At 42.0% G+C, this 20,286-nt stretch carries 17 protein-coding genes; 5 read left to right on the top strand and 12 right to left on the bottom strand.

Going from position 1 to position 20,286, the window contains the following annotated elements; all coding sequences use genetic code 11:
• Positions 1-178, top strand: a 178-nt coding sequence (locus DN068_RS21750; protein ID WP_165836489.1) for an integrase core domain-containing protein, incomplete at its 5' end; no start/stop codon positions are given.
• A gap of 205 nt (positions 179-383) precedes the next feature.
• Here DN068_RS21750 and DN068_RS21745 read toward each other — a convergent pair.
• The 11 genes from DN068_RS21745 to mnmE form a co-directional block, all read right to left on the bottom strand.
• Positions 384-863 (bottom strand): hypothetical protein, encoded by a 480-nt coding sequence (locus DN068_RS21745; RefSeq protein ID WP_123985451.1) that lies wholly within the window; start codon positions 861-863, stop codon positions 384-386.
• A gap of 180 nt (positions 864-1,043) precedes the next feature.
• Complete coding sequence (locus tag DN068_RS21740) at positions 1,044-1,652, bottom strand: hypothetical protein (RefSeq protein ID WP_111001068.1); 609 nt, start codon at positions 1,650-1,652, stop codon at positions 1,044-1,046.
• A 51-nt stretch (positions 1,653-1,703) separates the two neighbouring features.
• On the bottom strand, positions 1,704-2,168 hold the full coding sequence (locus DN068_RS21735) for a hypothetical protein (RefSeq protein ID WP_111001067.1): 465 nt from the start codon (positions 2,166-2,168) through the stop codon (positions 1,704-1,706).
• Positions 2,169-2,426: 258 nt separating this feature from the next.
• The gene (locus DN068_RS21730; protein ID WP_111001066.1) at positions 2,427-2,756 is read right to left on the bottom strand and encodes a hypothetical protein; all 330 of its coding nucleotides are present in this window, start codon (positions 2,754-2,756) and stop codon (positions 2,427-2,429) included.
• 38 nt (positions 2,757-2,794) lie between these two features.
• Positions 2,795-3,898 (bottom strand): DUF6371 domain-containing protein, encoded by a 1,104-nt coding sequence (locus DN068_RS21725; protein ID WP_123985450.1) that lies wholly within the window; start codon positions 3,896-3,898, stop codon positions 2,795-2,797.
• Between the two features lie 63 nt (positions 3,899-3,961).
• Complete coding sequence (locus tag DN068_RS21720) at positions 3,962-5,068, bottom strand: AAA family ATPase (RefSeq protein WP_111001064.1); 1,107 nt, start codon at positions 5,066-5,068, stop codon at positions 3,962-3,964.
• 56 nt (positions 5,069-5,124) lie between these two features.
• Positions 5,125-5,484, bottom strand: a complete 360-nt coding sequence (locus DN068_RS21715) for a helix-turn-helix domain-containing protein (protein WP_111001063.1) — start codon at positions 5,482-5,484, stop codon at positions 5,125-5,127.
• A gap of 97 nt (positions 5,485-5,581) precedes the next feature.
• The gene (locus DN068_RS21710) at positions 5,582-6,346 is read right to left on the bottom strand and encodes a hypothetical protein (protein ID WP_123985449.1); all 765 of its coding nucleotides are present in this window, start codon (positions 6,344-6,346) and stop codon (positions 5,582-5,584) included.
• Between the two features lie 71 nt (positions 6,347-6,417).
• On the bottom strand, positions 6,418-7,557 hold the full coding sequence (locus DN068_RS21705; RefSeq protein ID WP_111001061.1) for a site-specific integrase: 1,140 nt from the start codon (positions 7,555-7,557) through the stop codon (positions 6,418-6,420).
• A gap of 7 nt (positions 7,558-7,564) precedes the next feature.
• Entirely contained in the window at positions 7,565-7,999 is a 435-nt protein-coding gene (locus DN068_RS22550) for a helix-turn-helix domain-containing protein (RefSeq protein ID WP_111001060.1), read from the bottom strand.
• Between the two features lie 377 nt (positions 8,000-8,376).
• Complete coding sequence (gene mnmE, locus DN068_RS21695; protein WP_111001059.1) at positions 8,377-9,762, bottom strand: tRNA uridine-5-carboxymethylaminomethyl(34) synthesis GTPase MnmE; 1,386 nt, start codon at positions 9,760-9,762, stop codon at positions 8,377-8,379.
• A 326-nt stretch (positions 9,763-10,088) separates the two neighbouring features.
• Between mnmE and alaS the strand changes: the two genes are divergently transcribed.
• Entirely contained in the window at positions 10,089-12,728 is a 2,640-nt protein-coding gene (gene alaS / locus DN068_RS21690; protein ID WP_111001058.1) for an alanine--tRNA ligase, read from the top strand.
• A 252-nt stretch (positions 12,729-12,980) separates the two neighbouring features.
• On the opposite strand, the gene mfd is transcribed toward alaS, so the two are convergent.
• Complete coding sequence (mfd, locus tag DN068_RS21685) at positions 12,981-16,364, bottom strand: transcription-repair coupling factor (RefSeq protein WP_111001057.1); 3,384 nt, start codon at positions 16,362-16,364, stop codon at positions 12,981-12,983.
• A 468-nt stretch (positions 16,365-16,832) separates the two neighbouring features.
• Here mfd and DN068_RS21680 point away from each other — a divergent pair, with 468 nt between their 5' ends.
• The 3 genes from DN068_RS21680 to DN068_RS21670 are packed head-to-tail and all read left to right on the top strand — an operon-like array spanning position 16,833 to position 20,274.
• The gene (locus DN068_RS21680) at positions 16,833-19,172 is read left to right on the top strand and encodes a TonB-dependent receptor (RefSeq protein ID WP_111001056.1); all 2,340 of its coding nucleotides are present in this window, start codon (positions 16,833-16,835) and stop codon (positions 19,170-19,172) included.
• Positions 19,173-19,190: 18 nt separating this feature from the next.
• Positions 19,191-19,982 (top strand): DUF4249 domain-containing protein, encoded by a 792-nt coding sequence (locus tag DN068_RS21675; protein WP_111001055.1) that lies wholly within the window; start codon positions 19,191-19,193, stop codon positions 19,980-19,982.
• Between the two features lie 19 nt (positions 19,983-20,001).
• A complete protein-coding gene (locus tag DN068_RS21670) occupies positions 20,002-20,274 on the top strand; it encodes a hypothetical protein (RefSeq protein WP_111001054.1) in 273 nt (90 codons plus the stop codon).
• The last annotated feature ends 12 nt before the right edge of the window (positions 20,275-20,286 follow it).

Here is a 20,286-nt window from a genome sequence, read left to right as displayed (position 1 = left end):
CCTAAAAGATGAATTTGGTTTAGGCGCTACGTTGCCAAATAAAAAGTTAGCGATACCATTGACAGAACAAGCTGTAGATTTGTACAACAATCGACGACCTCATCTTTCTTTAGGCATGAAAACGCCACAACAGGTGCATAAAAAATCCCGGCCACTTGAGGCAACCGGGACTATTTAAAATCCGTCAACTTTTTTCAGGACTATTCAAACCGTTATAGAAATTAGTGTGCTGGGTGTTTTACCTGAGTATTCTCAGTTTTCTTTTTGTGACTGTGCTTGTCCATACTAAATGTAATAACAGACACCACAACTGCTAAAAAAGGGACAATAAAAATGAGTAAATTCATAAGCACTATTTTTTAAGGTGCATAATTATTTTGTTTTCAATGATGACCGTTCTTGTGTGTGTGATACACTGCAAACCCACCAATGATAAGGGCGGCTGCAAATGTACTTAAAGAAACAGATATCTTCATTGTTTTTATCTGACGAATTTTTTCAATCTCTTTTGCCTTAATTGTACTCACACCCGAATTGCTTTCTACAGTTTGGCTTTCAGCGCTGCAAATACTTGACATTTCAGGGCTTAGGTCGATTAGTGCATACATGTACGTGCAAAACAGAAGCAACATCAAAGAGCTAATCACATATCCCAAAGTCGTTGCAGGATTCACCTTAGCAATTATTAGCCGACTAAAAGGCTCTCCGACAACAACAATACTTACTAAAAAAAGTTCTCCGTTGCCACACACTTCATCTAAAGGAACGTGTATTGTCGTAAAAAATTGTTTACAAAAATGAAAAATTAACGGTAACAAAGCCAATGACCACGTAAGTATCCACTTCAAATATGCTATTCTCATGCTTTCTATTGTAATAGGGAGCACTATCGTTTATATGACAAAATCCGTGCCGAACACCCTTGATTATATAATTTATACAATTATATGTAATTAATTTGAACATACATAAATTTTTGTAGAGAAATATTTACACATGTCTGTTGCAAAATAATTGGGGCATATCCATTTGGAAAATCTGAGCTATTTGATGATATCTAGCGCATCGTTTAGTTTTTTAGTCTTGTTCTGCCGTGCCGTTCTTGAGCTATAAGCCTCCGCCTCTTTGGATAATTTCACGTCCTTTATGCATAAGACCTTAAAAAAATTTACGTCGCAGCCGCTTTTGAAATATCTCTCATCAAGATAGTACATGAGCGTGTTTTTATCATTCCACTTAATCACATTTCGGAACGCGTTAGCACCACACTTAGTCATTACTGATTTGTTGTTTTTAATACCACTGCCACATTTCACTTTTATAGCTGTAATCAGCTCAGCAGAGGGAAAACCTACCTTTATCTCAAAAAGAGTATCCTTGTAAAAACATAAGTAAACATCAGGGTACAGGCTGTCATTTGTGACTGATATGACTGAAACGCTGTCTCCATGCCAAAATTCATTCTCATCGTTTACATCAAGCCATAGTGAGTTGTAATTATTGTTAATAATTAAACCCCGTTCAGTCTTTAACTGAATAACATCCGCCAAAGAAGTTTTACCTATCGTGTACGGGCCAATAGTTCTAATTTGGGAGAATGCAGTGGCACAGCATAGCTGGACTGCGATGCTCATCAAAAGAATCAATTTCATTTTATCGGTTTTCGAAATTATTAATACGCGAAAGCTGTTCCGTCGAATACTCTATTTGTAAACTGTGCTCCACAGTCCACCAACAACGCTGTCTGTAAACGGTGGATGGTTTATCATTATACCCTGATGTTGGGTTTTCCATGTACTGTAAGCATTGTCAAAATACTTTGATGGCTCGGCACTCGCATCTTGTGTGTTAACGGAGTTTACTTGCGTCCCGGACATCGTAAAAATATCAACAAAGTATTGCTGTGCATTTTGGGTAAACGCAGCGTTGTTTAACATGTAGGCTTTTATCTCATACTCAACACCGCGATATTTTATACATGACTTCCCGTTGTCCATCAATGAAAACATTGTGTCTTTTTTAAGGTTGGAGTACATGCCGATCAATGTGTCGTTTTGCCAGTTAGGAACAACGTAATAGGCTTTAGCGGGAGTAACATTGGTATTACCTCCTCCCGAATTGCACGCCGCAATAAACGGCAATGAGGCGATTAAAATGACTTTCTTCATTTGGCGTATTTAGAAGTTAAAAAAGAAAGACGTAACTGTGATTCATTTTCGCCACTTCAAGGCTCGCCAAAGCCCATACCAAGCAAAAAGATACAGTTACGCCATATCGGCGTACTACATCCATTGCATTGCTTGGTATTATGAAATTGGCGATTCAGAAGTAGCAATACTATGTTATAGCACAACAGTCTTAAATAATGCTAATCCACTTCGTGAGCGAATAGCATCGCACAAACATACGTTAAAAGAAAAATTGTTTTACGTCGCATTCTTAACCGAATTAAGCAATTCGGCAAATTGGTCATCCGAGAGGTGTGGCTTTTCAGAGTACCAAATACCTTGAATCATTATTCCCTCCTTGTCCGCTTCGTCTCCGACCGCCGCCTGAGCGGCAACCACATATTTCAGTAGTTTTTCAAAAAATAGCAGTCGATCTTTAGGGCTTAAGGAATCGAAATCGTCCTGTAATCTGCCGATATTGTTTCCGAGGAACAATTTAATCGCCCCCTTTAAATCCGCTTTTACTTTATTTTCCGCTCCTTTCGGCCTACCGTGTATATTATTCGTTTGACCTCTTTTTAAGCCCATCGCTTTTTTGTTTTCTTTTGTTGTTTACAAAATCCATCTCAATATCCCATTCGGATAAACTCTCGCAGGTCAGCGTTAAGCAATATCAAATCACGATTTATGCGGCCACTGATTGAGCCGTATTCATCACTGGATAATTCGCCGCGTACAAACTCTTCACTCGCGGTTGTCAATTCCCGGTGTAACTCAATGATGCTTGCTTGTGGTTTGACGAATTCCTGCCAATCGTATTTAACTAAGTAGTCCGCAATGTCTAACCCCTCCGACTTCTCGTCCTCGCTGGCGTTGTGTTCTAAGTAGCTGCTTACAGTGAACGTCGCGATTGATGAAAGCTCAACCGCTTTCATTTGCCATTTTTCAAACGCCTTTAGGTCTGGAAATAGTACAACGTCCCTGCCCGCTAATACGCGGCACTTTTCTTCTGACAAGCCTTGCAGTTGTCCGCACGCGAGCCAAATAAAATCCGGCAAATAGACACTTGCGATTATAGCCGTTTTCTCGCTTTCAACTATCGCAATGGGTTTCGTTCTATCAACTAAAAGATGCTCCCCAAACAAACATTGTTTTAGGCCAAATTCATCAAGCTTAACACCATTGTGTACCCAGTCGATATGATTGAACGGCATTTTCACTCTTTTACCCGTCGAAGGGCTGTATAGCATTATTTTGCCCGTTCTTATTTCTCCGCCTAAATCAACTTGCCAAAATGTCGTTGCCCCATCCCAGCGCTTTGACGTCCCAATAAAATAGCGACTTATCAAATTATTTGTCAGCTCCACCCCGAAAAGGTTAACGAGGTAGCTCACGAAATAGTTCGCCTCATAGCCTGTCAGACTTTCTTTAAACACATCGGTAGGGATGAATGAAATAGGCTTTGGTTGCATTGTAACAGAACGGGCTTTGTATGTTGTCGGTTGCGGGATGTTAAGCGACGAGTTATTGTTTTTAAAATATTGCTTCGGCGTGTAGTGATACCCGCAATTGTTTTCACGACTGCATCTGCCGACATCGTTGGCTACGTATGCGCCTGTTGCGGTGTCTATATAACGTGAAAAGGTTTTGCTTCTTTGCTGACAACGGGGGCAGCAGTAGCGGGTAGCTATTCCTTTGTATGGCTCAAGTACGTACCTATGTTCATTCATTTTTTTACTTTTTGGATAACGGTAGTAACAGTAGTAGCGGTAGTAACAATTAGTAACGTGTTACTAATTGTTACTACCGCTACCGTTTGTGAGTTGACTCACAATTCTGTAAATCCGTACTTTGAAGCTGTTAAAATTGCCTCCTTCGGGACACAATCTTTGTGCAATAGCATACGCCTTTAAATTGGGTTCCGCTTGCAGCAATGCTTTGACACTGTTTTTTAATTCTGATTTTTCGTTTTCGGGAATTTGTTTCAAGTGTTCCCGCTCTGTTCCGAACTCCACGAACTCAAACAATAGGAAATTGCGGGGTTTATCTACCCGACAAACACAAACCTTTTCCGCATCATAAATCAGCTCAGTATTGCGTTGTTTAATCTGCTTTATGTATCGTAAGTTTTTATCAGTATTGCTTTCACCAATGGCGAAGCAACTATCGCAAAAATTCATCAGCATTTTACTGCCTTGAAGATCATTTTGGGTAATTGGTTTTGCCAAATCCCTTTTGGGTGTGTGTGCGAGTGCTAAAATTGAAAGGTCATATTTTTTCTTTAAGGCTTTCAGATGTTTCATTAGCGGCAGCGCATCCTTGGCTCTCTCCGTTTCATTTCTCAGGTAAGTAAGGTTGTCAATGATTAAAATCTTTGCCCCTGTTTCGATAATTGTTCGCTCCAGTGAATAGTTGAGGTATTCCTCAAAGGATTGCTTTTCGGGGACTGCAGCATCGGAGTTAATCTCAACCCGTATAAAATTGTTGTCAAAACAATAGTGCTGGTTAAAGTCTATCGAATATCGATTTTCAAATTGCTTATCGCTTAACTCAAAATCAAAATATAAAACGGGTTGCTTTGGCGCTTCCAGAGTAAATCCTGGTATTTGCTCACCTCTGCTTATGCTGTTGCCGATTTGCACAGCTAAAATTGATTTGCCTAAATTGGTGTCTGCAAACAAAATGCACAGTTCCCCTTCAAACCAAAATGCACCAAATAGCATTTTCGGAACAGGGCGGATTTTTGCTTGCTCAATCCAACTATTTGCTGTTTTTACTGTAAACAGCCCTTTGTTTTCTTTTGCATCATTAAGGTGCAGTTTTAACTGGTCGACTTCTTTTTTTATCCCCTCAATCCCGATGCTACATTTTGGAAAATTAAAATTGGGATTCAATGCCATGACAGAAAGGTTGAATTGCGTTAATAAAGCGTTTCAGGGTTTCGTTGACATGCGCATCATTCATGTTGGCCTCCTTTCTTCTTCCGTCGTAAGTACTGATCGGCGGCAGCGGCTGTTTCCGCCAACGTTTTTTTTCGGCCTTGTTTTAACCAATCGTCAATTTCTGATTTTAAGAATCGCAGTTTTTTACCGCCTTTATGTACCGGAATGATACCAGCATTTACCCAGCCATAAACAGTGGGTTTTGTGGGCTTGTCGGGCAGATATTGACAAAGCTCAGTAAGGTCGAACCAACGATCAGTTTGAGTTGGCTGCATTTGTGGAATAAGGAACAAGTCGATTTTTTCAACAACCTTATTAGCAACGTCATTGATAAGGTCATCAATGTTTCGCGTGCTTAACACTAAATTTTGCATCGTCGTAATGTTTGATGCAAATTGCGTCAGTGATTGGCCGGGTATTTTTCGGGTATTTTACCTCGCGTTTATTTCAATAATAGCAAGGAAAGAAATTTTAGTTGGGGTAATTTTTCAAGCGGCTTATTAGCAGACTATCGTTATTGGACAATGCAATTAGCTTTTCTTTATAGCCCTTTCCAAATGATTTTGCAATTGCAGTGCGATTTGAAATGTCCAAATTAATGAACGAACGATAAAATCCCTGTTTGCTGCATTCTGGGTATGTGTTTTCAACGAAAGCCTCAATCTCGCTTTTAATAAACTGGTCGTTGGCGTTTTTAGCAAATTGTCTTTCTGTGCCCATTTCGATTTTAAGCCAATGATATAAAGCATAAAATTTTGCCGGAAAAGTTGCATGAATAGCGTGAATTTCCTTGCGCGGAATCGGCATTGAGGCAACCGCTTCGTACATTTCTAAATGTTGTTGGGCAATTACAATAGCCCAATAATGGTTGGTGTTAATTTCATTTAATGACGAAGTGCTTCGTTTAAGAGCGTCGCTATATTTATTTATTTGTGCTATCCAGTTTTGCCTTGGTTTTTCGATCAAGCTATCAAAGGTTTTCGGAAGTCGTTTCTTTTCCCCTTCCCGAAGTTTTCGACTTTCTTCAACAAGTGGATAAATAGACCTAAAGTCGCTGCAATTAGCATTGTGTTCTAACCCAATTAAATCAAGGTAATACTGAGCGCCATAAGTTTCACACGCTTGTTTGTATTCATTTAGGTTTGAACCTTGAGACGAATGAAGGATGTCACCTACCTTAACGTCTTTTAAAGCTGCATTTCTGATTTTTACGTACTTCGCCTGTACTTTTTGCAAACATTTGCAATTGCCCTGCGGCATATTTTGGATTATTTCATTTACGCCCATTACGTCAACATCCTAAAGGTTTATAAATCCAGTTTAATTTTGTCGGCCGCTTCACGTTTTGTTTGGTCTATAACCTTTGCATAAATCTGCGTCGTTTTCAATTCGCGGTGTCCAAGCATTTTCGACACCGTGTAAATATCCGTCCCTTTGGAAAGCTGCAAAGTGGCAAACGTGTGCCTGAAACAGTGAAACGTAATATCCTTTGTTATACCTGCTGCGCCAATCCACTGGTAAAGGTGTTTATTTTCGTACGCGGAATAGGTAAGCCCCTCAAATACTTTATCCGTCGATTCATTCCGCACTCCCAGTAGGCTGAATGCTTGTTCTGAAATCGGCAGAAACTCAACACCTTTCGTTTTCTGTTGGGTAAACTGAATTGAATAGCCATCTTCGGAGCTAAAATATATTTCGCTCCACGTCAATTTTTGAATGTCAGAAAATCTCAATCCTGTAAGAGCAGAGAATAAAGCTGCGCGTTTGAGCAATGGATTGTTGCATTCTGTTTTTACAAGGCTGTTCAGTTCCTCCAGAGTTAAAAAGTTTCGTCGGGTTTCCGCTGGCTTAACGGCTTCAATTCTCGCATTTAAATCAGTGTGTAAGTACCCATCTTTAAACGCCTGTTTTAGCGTCGCTTTCAGCTTGTTGAAATAGGAGACAATCGAATTCTGAGAAAGCTTCTTTTTATTGCTTTTTTTGCTTTGCGTGTTGAGTAAATATTCTTTAAAATCGTTGCAGAATTTTTCGGTAAGGTCTGCAAACCTCAAATGCCCGCCCGTATAAGCTTCAAGGTAATTGTAAGCGGAAACCCAGTTATCGTGGTTAGAGGCTTTACGTTTGTTCGCAAGAGCTTTGAAATAGGCAACGAAATTTTGCTCGCCCAGCTCCTTTATTTTTAGCTGCTCCTTTTCGTGCGCAGTGTAAACTTCGGGCTTGTTTAAACTGTTCTCTCTCTTCTGTCGTATCTGCTCCGCAAGCTGCAACGTCTCTTTATTATGTTGCTTATCTAAAGTGCTTTTGGCTTTTTCGAAAATATACATTTTCAAAAATTCTCTTCGGGTTTCCTTGCCTGTGTCCTGATGAATAGCCGGATAGAAATCGAGGTATAAACTTAACCTACCGCCCGATATTGCTTTCTTTCTCAATTTTACTTTTATAGCCATATTAACTTTAATTTGTAAACACGGATAAAATGTCCGACTCCTTAACGAATACGCGGTTCCCGCGCTTCTCAGTTTGGATATTGTTGCGTTTAATAATGTTCGACAACCCGTTGTAAGAAATTTTGAACCGCGCTTGAATCTCGGCGAGTGACATCACGCAGTTATCGTCCTTTGTTTCTGTTTTAGGTGTGTCAAACAGCTTCTCAATATCGCTTCGCCTTATGATTGTTTTCTTTGATGAAAAGTTGTGCGCGTTCAATTTGCCAGTTCCGATCATTCTGTAAACTGTCTTCGTGTTACACGACAACAACGTGGCCACTTCCCGAACACTTAAAAAATCCTTTTGTCGGATTAATTCGAGATTTACACGATCAGCTTTTAACGTGTATGACAGGCGCTGAGTCAATTCAGATTCGGCCGAAGTTTTTTTGTCGAGTTTCATTCTCAATCGCCAATTCTGACGGCTGCAATTATGAGAACAGTACTTTGTCGTGACCTTTTGCGCCTCAAAAATCTTGCTGCAATGTTGGCAAACTTTGTTTATTCGAAAGGTAGCTTCACTCACTTCTTCAATTTTAAGCCGTGTTATTCCTTAATGTTCCTGTGTGTTCCGTTTTGTCCCTTTACCGCCACCTACGAGGTACGAAAAAATCCGAAACACGTCGGATTACTCACTAAGGTACAAAAAAGGTACAAATTTTAGCAAAACAAACAGATAAGAAACGTATACAAAAACTAATGAGTTGAAATGAAAAAGCCCCGTTAAACGAGGCTTTCAGAGTATTAATTACAATTATTGTATTTGTTTGTTTCGGGAGGTTACTTCCCAATACAAAACTTCCCGAAAATCGCGCCCAGAATATCTCTGTCCACTTGCACTTCACCAGTAATCGTACCGAGATGGAACAGACATTTGCGGATATCCAGTGCAATCAAATCACCTGGCAGACTATTATCCATACCGTTTCTGATATCGTTTAGTGAAAACAATACATCTTTTAGTGCAGCCAAGTGACGGGCGTTTGTAATGATCGTTCCTTCCTGTTTTAATTCGCCCGCAACTACCCTATCATAAAGCGTTTGCTTCAGCTGATGAATATTTTCTTTGTCTTTCGCAGAGATAAAAAGCATCTGTTGCAGCAATGCAAACTTCTCTTTCGTTATATCGAGTCCTAATGTATCTACCTTATTGCCCGCAAGGATATAATGAATATTGTTCGACTCAAATTTCATGATCTGTTCTTCAATATCCGTCAGTGAATTTTCAGTTACATCAAATAAATACACCACCACATCCGCTTCCTGCATTGCCTTCTTGCTGCGTTCCACACCAATGGATTCGATGGCATCGCTGGTATGCTCACGAATACCGGCTGTATCAATCAAACGGAAGACAACACCGTTTATGTTCAGCGTTTCTTCAATGGTATCGCGCGTTGTTCCGGCAATATCACTCACAATTGCACGTTCTTCGTTCAGCAATGCGTTCAGCAATGTACTTTTGCCTGCGTTCGGCTTACCGATGATTGCAACCTTAATACCATTTTTGATTGCGTTCCCCAAATGGAAGGATTGTATCAATGCAGCTACTTTTTCAATTGCATCATTCAGCAAAGCGTACAACTGCGAACGGTCCGCAAATTCCACATCTTCCTGACTAAAATCCAATTCCAGTTCTATCAGCGCACTGAAATTAATCAGCTGATCACGCATCATTTTTAATTCATGACTAAAGCCACCCCGCAAATTGTGCATCGCAGCCTGATGTGCTGCGCTGCTCTGGCTGGCAATCAGATCGGCCACCGCTTCTGCTTGTGTGAGATCCATTTTACCATTCAGAAAAGCTCTTTGGGTAAATTCTCCTGGTTTCGCCATTTGGGCCCCTTCCCGAAGACACAGACCAATCACCTGCTGCAGCACATAATCGGAACCATGACAACTGATCTCTACAATGTCCTCGCCTGTATAGCTCTTTGGGCCTTTGTACAGGCTCGCTACAACTTCATCTACGATTCTATTCTGCTGCTCCGCATCTACGATCTTACCGAAATGCAGGGTGTGCGTCGCCTGATTGGCAAGCTTTTTACCCTTAAAAATCTTATCTGCAATAGTAATAGCATCCTTACCGCTCAGTCTGATCACTCCAATAGCGCCTTCTCCCGGCGGTGTCGCCAATGCCACAATAGTCTCGTTAATAGAAAACATGGTGCAAAAATAATGGGTTAATGTGGGGAATGTGAGGAAATATGACGAATGTGTCTGGAATAGTTAATGTCCATTATGAATGTGCTTGAATATAATTATTGAGCCTTCCACATTCAAACAGATAGCACCCATTATCGCAATATCATATTACCGTATAATCACATCTAAAAACACATTCCCCACATTTGAGCACATTTAGCACATTCAGAAGTGCAGTTTTCTTACTTTTGCCACCTGTTTATTATATATGTGTGCAAATGTGAAAATGGTTGTCGCCAACAATCAGGATCACATTTCCGAATGATCACATTTTCAAATTATTCTCTATGCTTACGGCCAATCAGATTCGCCAGCAATTTTTGGATTTTTTCCGCAGCAAAGGTCACCAGATCGTGCCTTCTGCGCCTATCGTTGTAAAAAATGATCCAACGCTGCTGTTTACCAACGCAGGTATGAACCAGTTTAAAGATTATTTTCTCGGCAATAAAGTCGCGGCCCATACCCGTGTGGCGGATACGCAAAAATGTCTTCGTGTAAGCGGCAAGCATAATGATCTGGAGGAAGTTGGTGTAGATACTTACCATCATACCATGTTTGAAATGCTCGGCAACTGGAGCTTTGGCGATTACTTCAAAAAAGAAGCGATTGAATGGAGCTGGGAATTACTGACTGAAATTTATCAGATCCCGAAAGACCGTCTGTATGTGACTGTTTTTGAGGGTGATGCAAAAGAAAATCTGCCGAAAGACGAAGAAGCTTATAATTTCTGGAAACAACATGTTGCGGAAGAGCGCATCTTACTGGGCAACAAAAAAGATAACTTCTGGGAAATGGGCGATACCGGCCCTTGCGGACCATGTTCTGAAGTTCACGTAGACTGTCGCCCGGATAGCGAGCGTGCAGCCGTAGATGGTAAAACACTGGTAAACGCGGATCATCCGCAGGTGATTGAAATATGGAACAACGTATTCATGCAGTTCAACCGTCTGAAAGATGGCAGCCTGCAACCCTTGCCAGCTAAGCACGTAGACACCGGCATGGGCCTGGAACGTCTGGTGCGTGTGATTCAGGGCAAAACAAGTAACTATGATACCGATCTGTTCACTACTACGATTGCAAAAACAGAACAGATTACCGGTGCGAAATATGGCAATACCGATGCTAAAGAAGATGTGGCTTTCCGCGTAATTGCAGACCATATCCGTGCTATTGCATTCACGATTGCTGATGGTCAATTACCGAGCAATACAGGCGCTGGTTATGTGATTCGTCGTATTCTGCGTCGTGCGGTGCGTTACTATTTCACGTACCTCAATTATAAACAACCACTACTGCATCAATTGATGCCTGGCCTGGCAGAGCAATTCCGCGAAGTATTCCCTGAATTGCATCAACAACTCGACTTTGTTGCGAAAGTGGTGAAAGAAGAAGAAGATGCATTCTTACGCACACTGGAAAAAGGTTTGAAACGTCTGGACGAAGCTTTTGCAAATGTTCAGAACGCTACCATCTCCGGACCTGTTGCTTTTGAATTGTACGACACATACGGTTTCCCAATCGACCTCACTCGTTTGATCGCTCAGGAAAATAATCTGAAGGTAGACGAAGCTGGTTTCGAAAAAGAAATGCAACAACAGAAGGACCGCAGCCGTGCAGCTACAGCATTAGATACTGATGATTGGGTAATTATAAAAGCAGATCAACCTTCAAAATTCGTTGGTTATGACAGTCTGGAAGCTAAAGCAACTGTTATCAAATACCGTAAGGTAAAAGCAAAAGGTAAGGAATCTTATCAATTGGTGCTTGACCAAACGCCGTTCTATGCAGAAAGCGGCGGCCAGATCGGCGATAGCGGTTCTCTGATCCTCGACAGCAAACGTGTAGAGATCTTCGATACAAAAAAAGAAAACGATCTGATTATTCACTTTGCAGAAGAAATTCCTGCTGATCTCAGTGGTTCTTTCCTCGCAAGCGTGAATGTAGACCGTCGTCGTCATACCACAGTTCACCACAGTGCAACACACTTGCTCCACGCAGCGCTCCGTGAAGTGTTGGGCACGCACGTGGCACAAAAAGGTTCTCTGGTAAACGAAGAGCATCTGCGTTTCGACTTTTCTCATTTCGCTAAAATGACGGATGAAGAAATCGAAAAAGTAGAAGCGATCGTGAATCAGAAGATTCGTGAAAATGTACCGGTAGTGATTAAGGAAATGAGCAAAGATGAAGCGGTGAAAATGGGTGCCATGGCATTGTTCGGTGAAAAATACGGCGATGTGGTACGTGTGGTCGTAATGGATCCTTCTTATTCTATTGAGCTTTGTGGTGGTACGCACGTTGGTAATACTGGTGAACTCGGCTTCTTTAAAATCAAAAGTGAAGGTGCGGTAGCAGCTGGTGTTCGTCGTATAGAAGCGGTGAGCGGTAAAGCTGCAGAAGTTTATATCAATGAACATATCCAATTGCTCAGCAACGTACGTACGCAATTGAAAAATCCGAAAGACCTGAGCAAAGGTGTTGAATCATTGATTCAGGAAAATGCTTCGCTGAAAAAACAACTGGAAGCGCTGGAAAGTAAAATCCTTCATGGCATGCAACGTGAACTGCTCGACAAAGGAATCAGTTTCCACATGCCGGCACCAGATAGCGCTATGGGTTTATTTATTGGTGAAATCGTACAAGTAAATAGCGCGGACGGCCTGAAAAAACTGAGCTTCGACCTTAGCAAAGCGGTAGACAACGCCATTGTGGTACTTTGCGCTGATATCGCAGGTAAAGCAAGTGTTGCAATCGCAATCGCCGATAAAGTAGTTGCTGAGAAAGGTCTGGATGCAGGCAAACTAATCAAAGAAAAAGTAGCACCACTCATCAAAGGCGGTGGCGGCGGACAAAAAACACTTGCAACTGCAGGCGGTCAGGATGTGGCGCAACTGCAACATGTAATTGATGCGATTAAAGCCGCGCTTTAGTTGCTATCGCGCCCCAACGTCGGGATAACAATACAAATAAAATATAAAGACAAAGGATGCCAATTGGCATCCTTTGTCTTTATAAAACATCTTCCACTGGCGCGTGAGTTAGCGCAGCGCTCTCGCGCCAGAAAAGAAAAAACGGTCAGACGACTTGGAGTCGTCCGACCGTATAATGTTTTATGCCTCAACTCCGCTCACCATGACAGCGTGAGTGGATTGACCATTCACAATTGACCATTCACCATTCTCCTAAGTAGCCGGCAATGTCTTCGCAATTCCTTCCAGAAACCAATGCACGTCATCCATGCTCTTGATCTTATCAACGATGAGCATAAAGTTTTTACCCACTTGCTTCAGCTTCGCGTTGTTAGCGCTACGCTGAATGTATTGCATGATATGATTGAACGTCTGAGACTCAAAATAAGCAGAATCAGGATCGCTGATAAAATACAGGCGCATTTGCTGATTTTTCAGGATCAGTTTCTCAAAACCAAGTTCCTTCGCTGTTTTGCGGCAACGAAGTGTAGTAAACAAATCACGCACTTGTTTTGGCAACGGACCAAAACGGTCTTGCAAAGAAGCTGCAAATTCTTGCAGTTCCTCTTCCGTTTCCATATCGTCGAGTTGCGTGTAGAGCGATAAACGCTCGGTGATATTTTCTACATAGCTGTCCGGTATTAGTATTTCCAGATCAGTATCTATCGTACAATCACTAACGAAATCTTTTTTGCGTTCCAACTCATCTTTAAAGACTTCTTTAAAGTCAGATGTTTTCAATTCACGCATTGCTTCAGCGAGAATTTTCTGATACATTTCAAAGCCAATATCCGTAATGAAACCACTTTGTTCTGCGCCCAGCAAATTACCCGCACCGCGAATATCCAGATCACGCATCGCAATCTGAAAACCACTTCCGAGTTCACTGAATTGTTCCAGCGTCTGCAGACGTTTACGACTGTCATTCGGCAGCGTCAACATTGACGGCGCCATCAGGTAACAGAATGCTTTTTTATTGCTTCTACCCACTCGACCACGCAACTGATGCAGGTCGCTCAGTCCGAAATGATGCGCATTATTGATGATGATCGTATTGGCATTCGGAATGTCCACACCACTTTCTACAATGTTTGTACAACAAAGCACATCATATTTATGAGAGATAAAATTGAACAGTGCTTCTTCCAGTTTGTGACCTTCCAGCTGTCCGTGTGCGACGCCAATTTCCAGATCGGGACAAAGATTACGAATCAACGTCACCATGTCGGGTAAACTTTGCACGCGGTTATGAATAAAGTAAACCTGTCCGCCGCGCTCTGTTTCATAATAGATCGCATCGCGGATGGCATATTCATTAAACGAAAGTACTTCCGTATGTACCGGTTGCCTGTTTGGCGGCGGTGTATTGATGATACTCAAGTCGCGGGCATTCATCAGAGAGAACTGTAACGTACGCGGAATCGGCGTTGCGGTCAGCGTCAACGTATCCACATTAGCTTTCAGCTCACGCAATTTTTCTTTCGCGCCTACGCCAAATTTTTGTTCTTCATCAACAATCAGTACACCAAGATCTTTAAACTTAACATCCTTACCCAATAAACCATGCGTGCCAATAATGATATCGATCTTGCCTTCTTCCAGTTTTTTCAACGTTTCTTTTTTCTCTTTTGCAGATTTAAAACGATTGATATAATCAACGTTGGCAGGAAAATCTTTCAGGCGTTCTTTGAATGTCTGATAGTGCTGATACGCGAGAATCGTTGTAGGAACCAATATGGCAGCTTGTTTGGAATCCGCGACGCTTTTAAATGCCGCACGGATAGCCACTTCTGTTTTACCAAAACCAACATCACCGCACACAAGACGATCCATCGGTGAAGGAGATTCCATATCTCGTTTTACATCGGCAGTTGCCTTGCTTTGATCTGGCGTGTCTTCGTAGAAGAACGAAGCTTCCAGTTCTGTCTGCAGATAACTGTCGGGAGAATGCGCAAAACCTTCCGATGCCTTACGTTTGGCGTATAGCTTGATCAGGTCTGCGGCAATATCTTTTACATGTTTCTTGGTCTTGTTTTTCAGTTTCTCCCAGGCATCACTTCCCAGCTTGTTCACCTTTGGCGGTGTGCCTTCCTTGCCTGTGTATTTACTGATTTTATGCAGCGAGTTAATGTTTACATACAGCACATCATTGTCGCGGTATATAATACGAATGGCTTCCTGCATATTGCCATTCACTTCTATTTTCTGCAAGCCACTGTACACACCTACACCATGATCGATATGTGTGATAAAATCACCGGGCGTTAATTCCTTGAGCGCACGTATGGTCAGGGCTTTACCCTTGGTGTACGCCTGCTTTACTTTGTATTTATGATAACGCTGAAAGATCTGATGATCTGTATAACAAGCTACTTTTTTATCAAAATCAATAAACCCTTTGCTGATGGAAATCGGGATCGGCACGAAGTTGATCTGCGCATTCAGATCTTCGAAAATGCTGCGCAAACGTTCCAGCTGTTTCGGATTTTCTGCAAAGATGTAAGGATTAATTTTCTTGCCCTCTTTTTCCTGCAAATCTGAAATCAGCATACCGAACTGACGGTTAAACGCCGGCTGCTCTTCAGTTGCGAACAGCAATGTCGTTACTTCATCACCTGTAATACGCTCCAGTGAATGATTATACCATTCCAGCAAATGACGTTTCTTCACTTGCTCTTTCCAGCCGTCGCCTGTTTCAAAATCTGCGTGCGTCAGTTCTTTCAGCCATTGCTCTTCATGATCGATCGCTACCTGATTCAATTCAATTTTCTCCGGCAGATCATTTTCCATTTTACCAATGCGGCCAATCGTGTAATCCAGGTCTTTGGCCCAGATAACGGTATTTTCGGGGAGATAATCGAGTAGCGATATTTTTTCCTGTGTATCGAATTTGGTTTCGATATTAGGAAGAATGGAAACCTGTAACAACTTCCGTTCTGAAAGCTGCGTCTCCGGATTAAACATGCGGATGCTGTCTACCTCATCGCCAAACAATTCAATACGGTACGGATGTTCATTCCCGAAAGAATAAATATCGAAAATGCCGCCGCGCATCGCAAACTGTCCCGGTTCATAAACGAAGTCCTCACGCTTGAAGCCGAGCTTGACCAACTGCGCCATCAGCGGATCTGTTTTCAGTAGCTCACCTACTTTAATGCTGATCATATTTCCAGACAGCGTATCAGGATTTACTACTTTCTCAAACAGCGCTTCCGGATAGGTAACCAGTATTTTTTTCTGCACTTTTTTGCCGCTGAATTTCGTCAGGGCTTCGGTACGGAGCATAATATGGCTGCTGTTAAGCTCATTGTAACTTCCGGTCTTTTTAAAGGAATCGGGGAAGAAACAAATATCGAGCGCACCAGTCAGGTGTTCCAGATCGTTATGGAAATAAGCAGCTTCTTCTTTATCCGTTAAAATGAAAACGTGATTAAGATCAGAAAGTTGCCAGACGGCAGTGGCTATAAAGTTGACTGAGGATCCCCGTAGATTATCTAAGTAAACACGCTGCCTGGGATCGGGCAATGAGATTGCGGCCGCCAATTGTTTCAGGCGGATATCGTTTTGGTACAATCCCAGCAATACTTGCAGGTTCATCGAGCCGCGAATTTACGAAGGTTATCGGGTAAAATGCTCCCTTTCTATCATTAATACACAGATAAGGGTATCAAACATTATTATATCTAACAATTAAATAGCATGCCGCCACAACAAAAATGGCAGATCTGCGTTTTCATCGCTGGCTTCCCCAAACCGGTTATTTATTTAACAGCGCAAAAAAAATAATAACGGAGCGTAGGGGTAACGGCCTGGTTAGTCGTCTAACCTACTGTAACCACAACGTAGTACAAAACGGCATTTCTCCATTTAAGTTTTTGCTTTCGTTCTATTTACGGATTTTTGCAAACATATTTTTTATGCTACCAAATGAAAAGGAATACATATACAATTTAAAAATTCATTTTAACCCATTAAGCCTGAAAACTAACATTCCCATTTAAAATGAGAACATTCGGCATAATTATTGATCTATATCACAGTGTAAAATTTTCGTAACCATTTTTTATGTTATATAAAACAACGATAAAAGGATTTATATCGCTGCTTTGCCTGCTTATGCTGCAGCTTTCGGCAGTGGCACAAAAATTTACCATCAGCGGAACGGTAAAAGACCAGAAGAACGGCGAACAAATGATCGGTGCTACAGTACGTGTTACTGAACTGCAAGGTGTGGGTGCCATGACCAACGAATATGGTTTTTATTCCCTTACACTTCCTTCCGGCACTTATACAGTTGAGATTTCTTACAATGGTTATAAAACATTGTCTGAAAAAATTAACCTGACGCAGAACATAAAAAAAGATGTGCAGCTTGCTTCGTCTGATAATGAACTGAAAGAGGTAGTGGTAAAAAGCGAGGCTGGAAATCACAATATCACTTCTGCACAAACAGGTGTCGAAAAACTGAACATGAAGGATATTAAAGATATCCCGGTGTTGTTTGGTGAACGCGATGTGATGAAAACCCTGCAATTGCTGCCGGGTGTAAAATCTGCCGGTGATGGTAATGCCGGTTTCTATGTGCGTGGCGGCGGTGCTGACCAAAATCTGATTTTGCTGGATGAAGCAACAGTTTACAATGCATCGCACTTATTGGGTTTCTTCTCCACGTTTAACTCTGACGCGATCAAAAACGTTACGCTATATAAAGGCAATATGCCGGCGCAATATGGCGGTCGCCTTTCTTCTGTGCTGGATGTGAAAATGAATGACGGCGATAATGAAGCATTTAATATCAGCGGCGGTATCGGTTTAATCGCTTCGAAATTGCAGGTAGAAGGTCCGCTTAAGAAAAAGAAAAGTTCGTTCCTGATTACAGGCCGTCGTACGTATGCAGATATGTTTCTGAAATTGTCGCCGGACTCATCGCTTAACCAGAACAAACTTTATTTCTATGATCTCAATGCAAAAGCGAACTGGGATTTTTCTGATAAGGATCGCTTGTACCTCTCCGGGTACTTCGGTAAAGATGTAATCGGCGTGGGCAATATGTTTGGCATCAACTGGGGGAACGCAACCGGAACACTGCGCTGGAACCATATTTTCAACAGCCGCTTGTTCTCTAACACGTCGCTTATCTACAGCAAATACAACTACGTTATTTCGATTAATTCTAACGGCTCAGATTTTAACATCACTTCGCGTATTGAGGACTGGAATCTGAAAGAAGATTTTCAATATTTCCTTGATCCGAAAAACTCTCTGAAATTTGGCGTAAACACCATTTACCATACAATTACTCCGGGCCAGATTACTTCATCAGGCAGCAATTCGATTAATGAAATGGGCTTGCCCAAACGTTACAGCTGGGACAATGCCGCTTATATCAATAATGACTGGAAAGCAACGCAACGCCTGAACGTAAGCTACGGTCTGCGTCTTACATCATTCAGTGTGCTGGGAGCCGGCGACTATTATAATTTCGACCAGAACGGAAATGTGCTGGATACCATGCACTATTCCACCAATCAGTTTGTGAAAACATATGTAAACCTGGAACCACGCTTGTCAGCTTCTTATGTATTGACAGACGCATCTTCTGTGAAATTCTCTTATGCACGCAACACACAAAACCTGCACCTGCTTTCAAACTCAACAGCATCGAGCCCTACTGATCGCTGGATCGCAAGTACGAATAATGTAAAACCAGAAATCGCTGATCAGGTGGCTGTTGGCTACTATCGCAATTTCGACAACAACAATTATGAATTCAGCGTAGAAGGATACTATAAAAATATGCAAAACCAGATCGACTATAAAGACGGTGCTGATATCTACGGCAACGCTTTAGTCGAAAGTCAATTACTCTTTGGCCGTGGCCGTGCATATGGTGTGGAATTTTATGTAAAGAAAAAATATGGTCGATTCACGGGTTGGATTGGCTACACGCTTTCCCGCACAGAGAAACAGATTGATGGTATCAACAATGGTGACTGGTATGCTGCGAAACAAGACCGCACGCACGATGTATCTATCGTCGGCATTTACAAACTCACTAAAAAATGGACGGTTTCTGCAGTTTGGGTATACAACACAGGTAATGCAGTTACCTTCCCGAGTGGTAAATACGTAATCGACAATCAGGTTGCTTACTACTATACAGAACGCAATGGCTACCGCATGCCAGCTTACCACCGTTTAGATCTGGGTGCCACCATGCAGCTGAAAGCGCACAAACGCTTTACGCAGGAACTGGCGTTTAGCGTATACAATGCTTATGGTCACCAAAATGCCTACAGTATTGACTTCCGCCAGGACCCTGACAATCCGCAGGCAACACAAGCTGTGCAAACGGCACTGTTCCGCTGGGTGCCATCTATCACTTACAACTTCCATTTTAAATAATCGAGCAAGCATACTGATATGAAGAATATATTTTCCATCACAACGACCTTAGCGATCTGCCTGTTATTTACGGCATGCCGAAAAGTGATCAATGTTGACCTGAATGATTCTAGTCCGAAACTGGTAGTAGAAGGTGAGGTTTCTAACGATTCTGCCAGCCGCATGAGTGTACGGCTTACACGATCTGTAAATTTTGACCAGAGCAATACGATGCCTACAGTAAGCGGCGCGGTGGTTGTAGTTACGGATAGTACAATCGGCGTTTCTGATACCTTAAGAGAAGTATCTCCGGGCACCTACCATTCTAATCCATATGTTGGTATTCCGGGTCATACTTATAAACTGTATATCAAAGACGGCAACAGCGAATATTTTGCGTCGAGCACGATGCCAATGCCTGTGACACTCGACAGTGTGTTTGTAACCAATTTTGACGCCTTTGGCAAAACCATCAAACAAGTGACGCCGGTTTTTACAGATCCTGCCGGTATAAAAAATTACTATCGCTTTGTGGAATATGTGGATGGCAAAGAGATCAATCAGATCTTTACGTTTGAAGATAAATACACAGATGGCCTGGTAAATAACATGCCGATTTTCAATGATGATACAAGCGTAATTGCCGGTGATAACCTGCGCCTGGAGATGCAATGTATCGATCAACCGGCCTATGATTTTTTCCGTACGTTCAGCGAATCTGCTTTGGGTAGTTCGTCCACTCCGGGCAATCCTGTGAATAATATTTCCGGTGGTGCCCTCGGATATTTCAGCGCACATACATCCACCAGTCGCAGTCTTATCGTACCTTAAGGGTATAAAAGGCTGAATTATGAAAACGATCATTGCCGCCGCCGTCCTGATTTTGTTTGTCAGTTCATGCAAAGAAGGATGGAGCGACGAATATAAAAACCAATACCGGGAAAGCTGTATGGAAGAAGCCCACACATGGGCCACCAGTGATGATCAGGCGAAAGCTTATTGCGATTGTTCCCTGGAAGTGATTATGAAACATTACAGCACAATCACGGAAACGGTAGAAAATAAAGACAGCCTGGCTGTCACGCAGGAATTGCAACACTGTAAGGAAAGCGTAAAAAAATAGAGACCGCAATTG

This window comes from Taibaiella soli, assembly GCF_003236175.1.
GTDB lineage: Bacteria > Bacteroidota > Bacteroidia > Chitinophagales > Chitinophagaceae > QKTW01.
The sequence above is the reverse complement of the archived record's forward strand: the minus strand, read 5'-3'. Positions and strand labels throughout refer to the sequence as shown.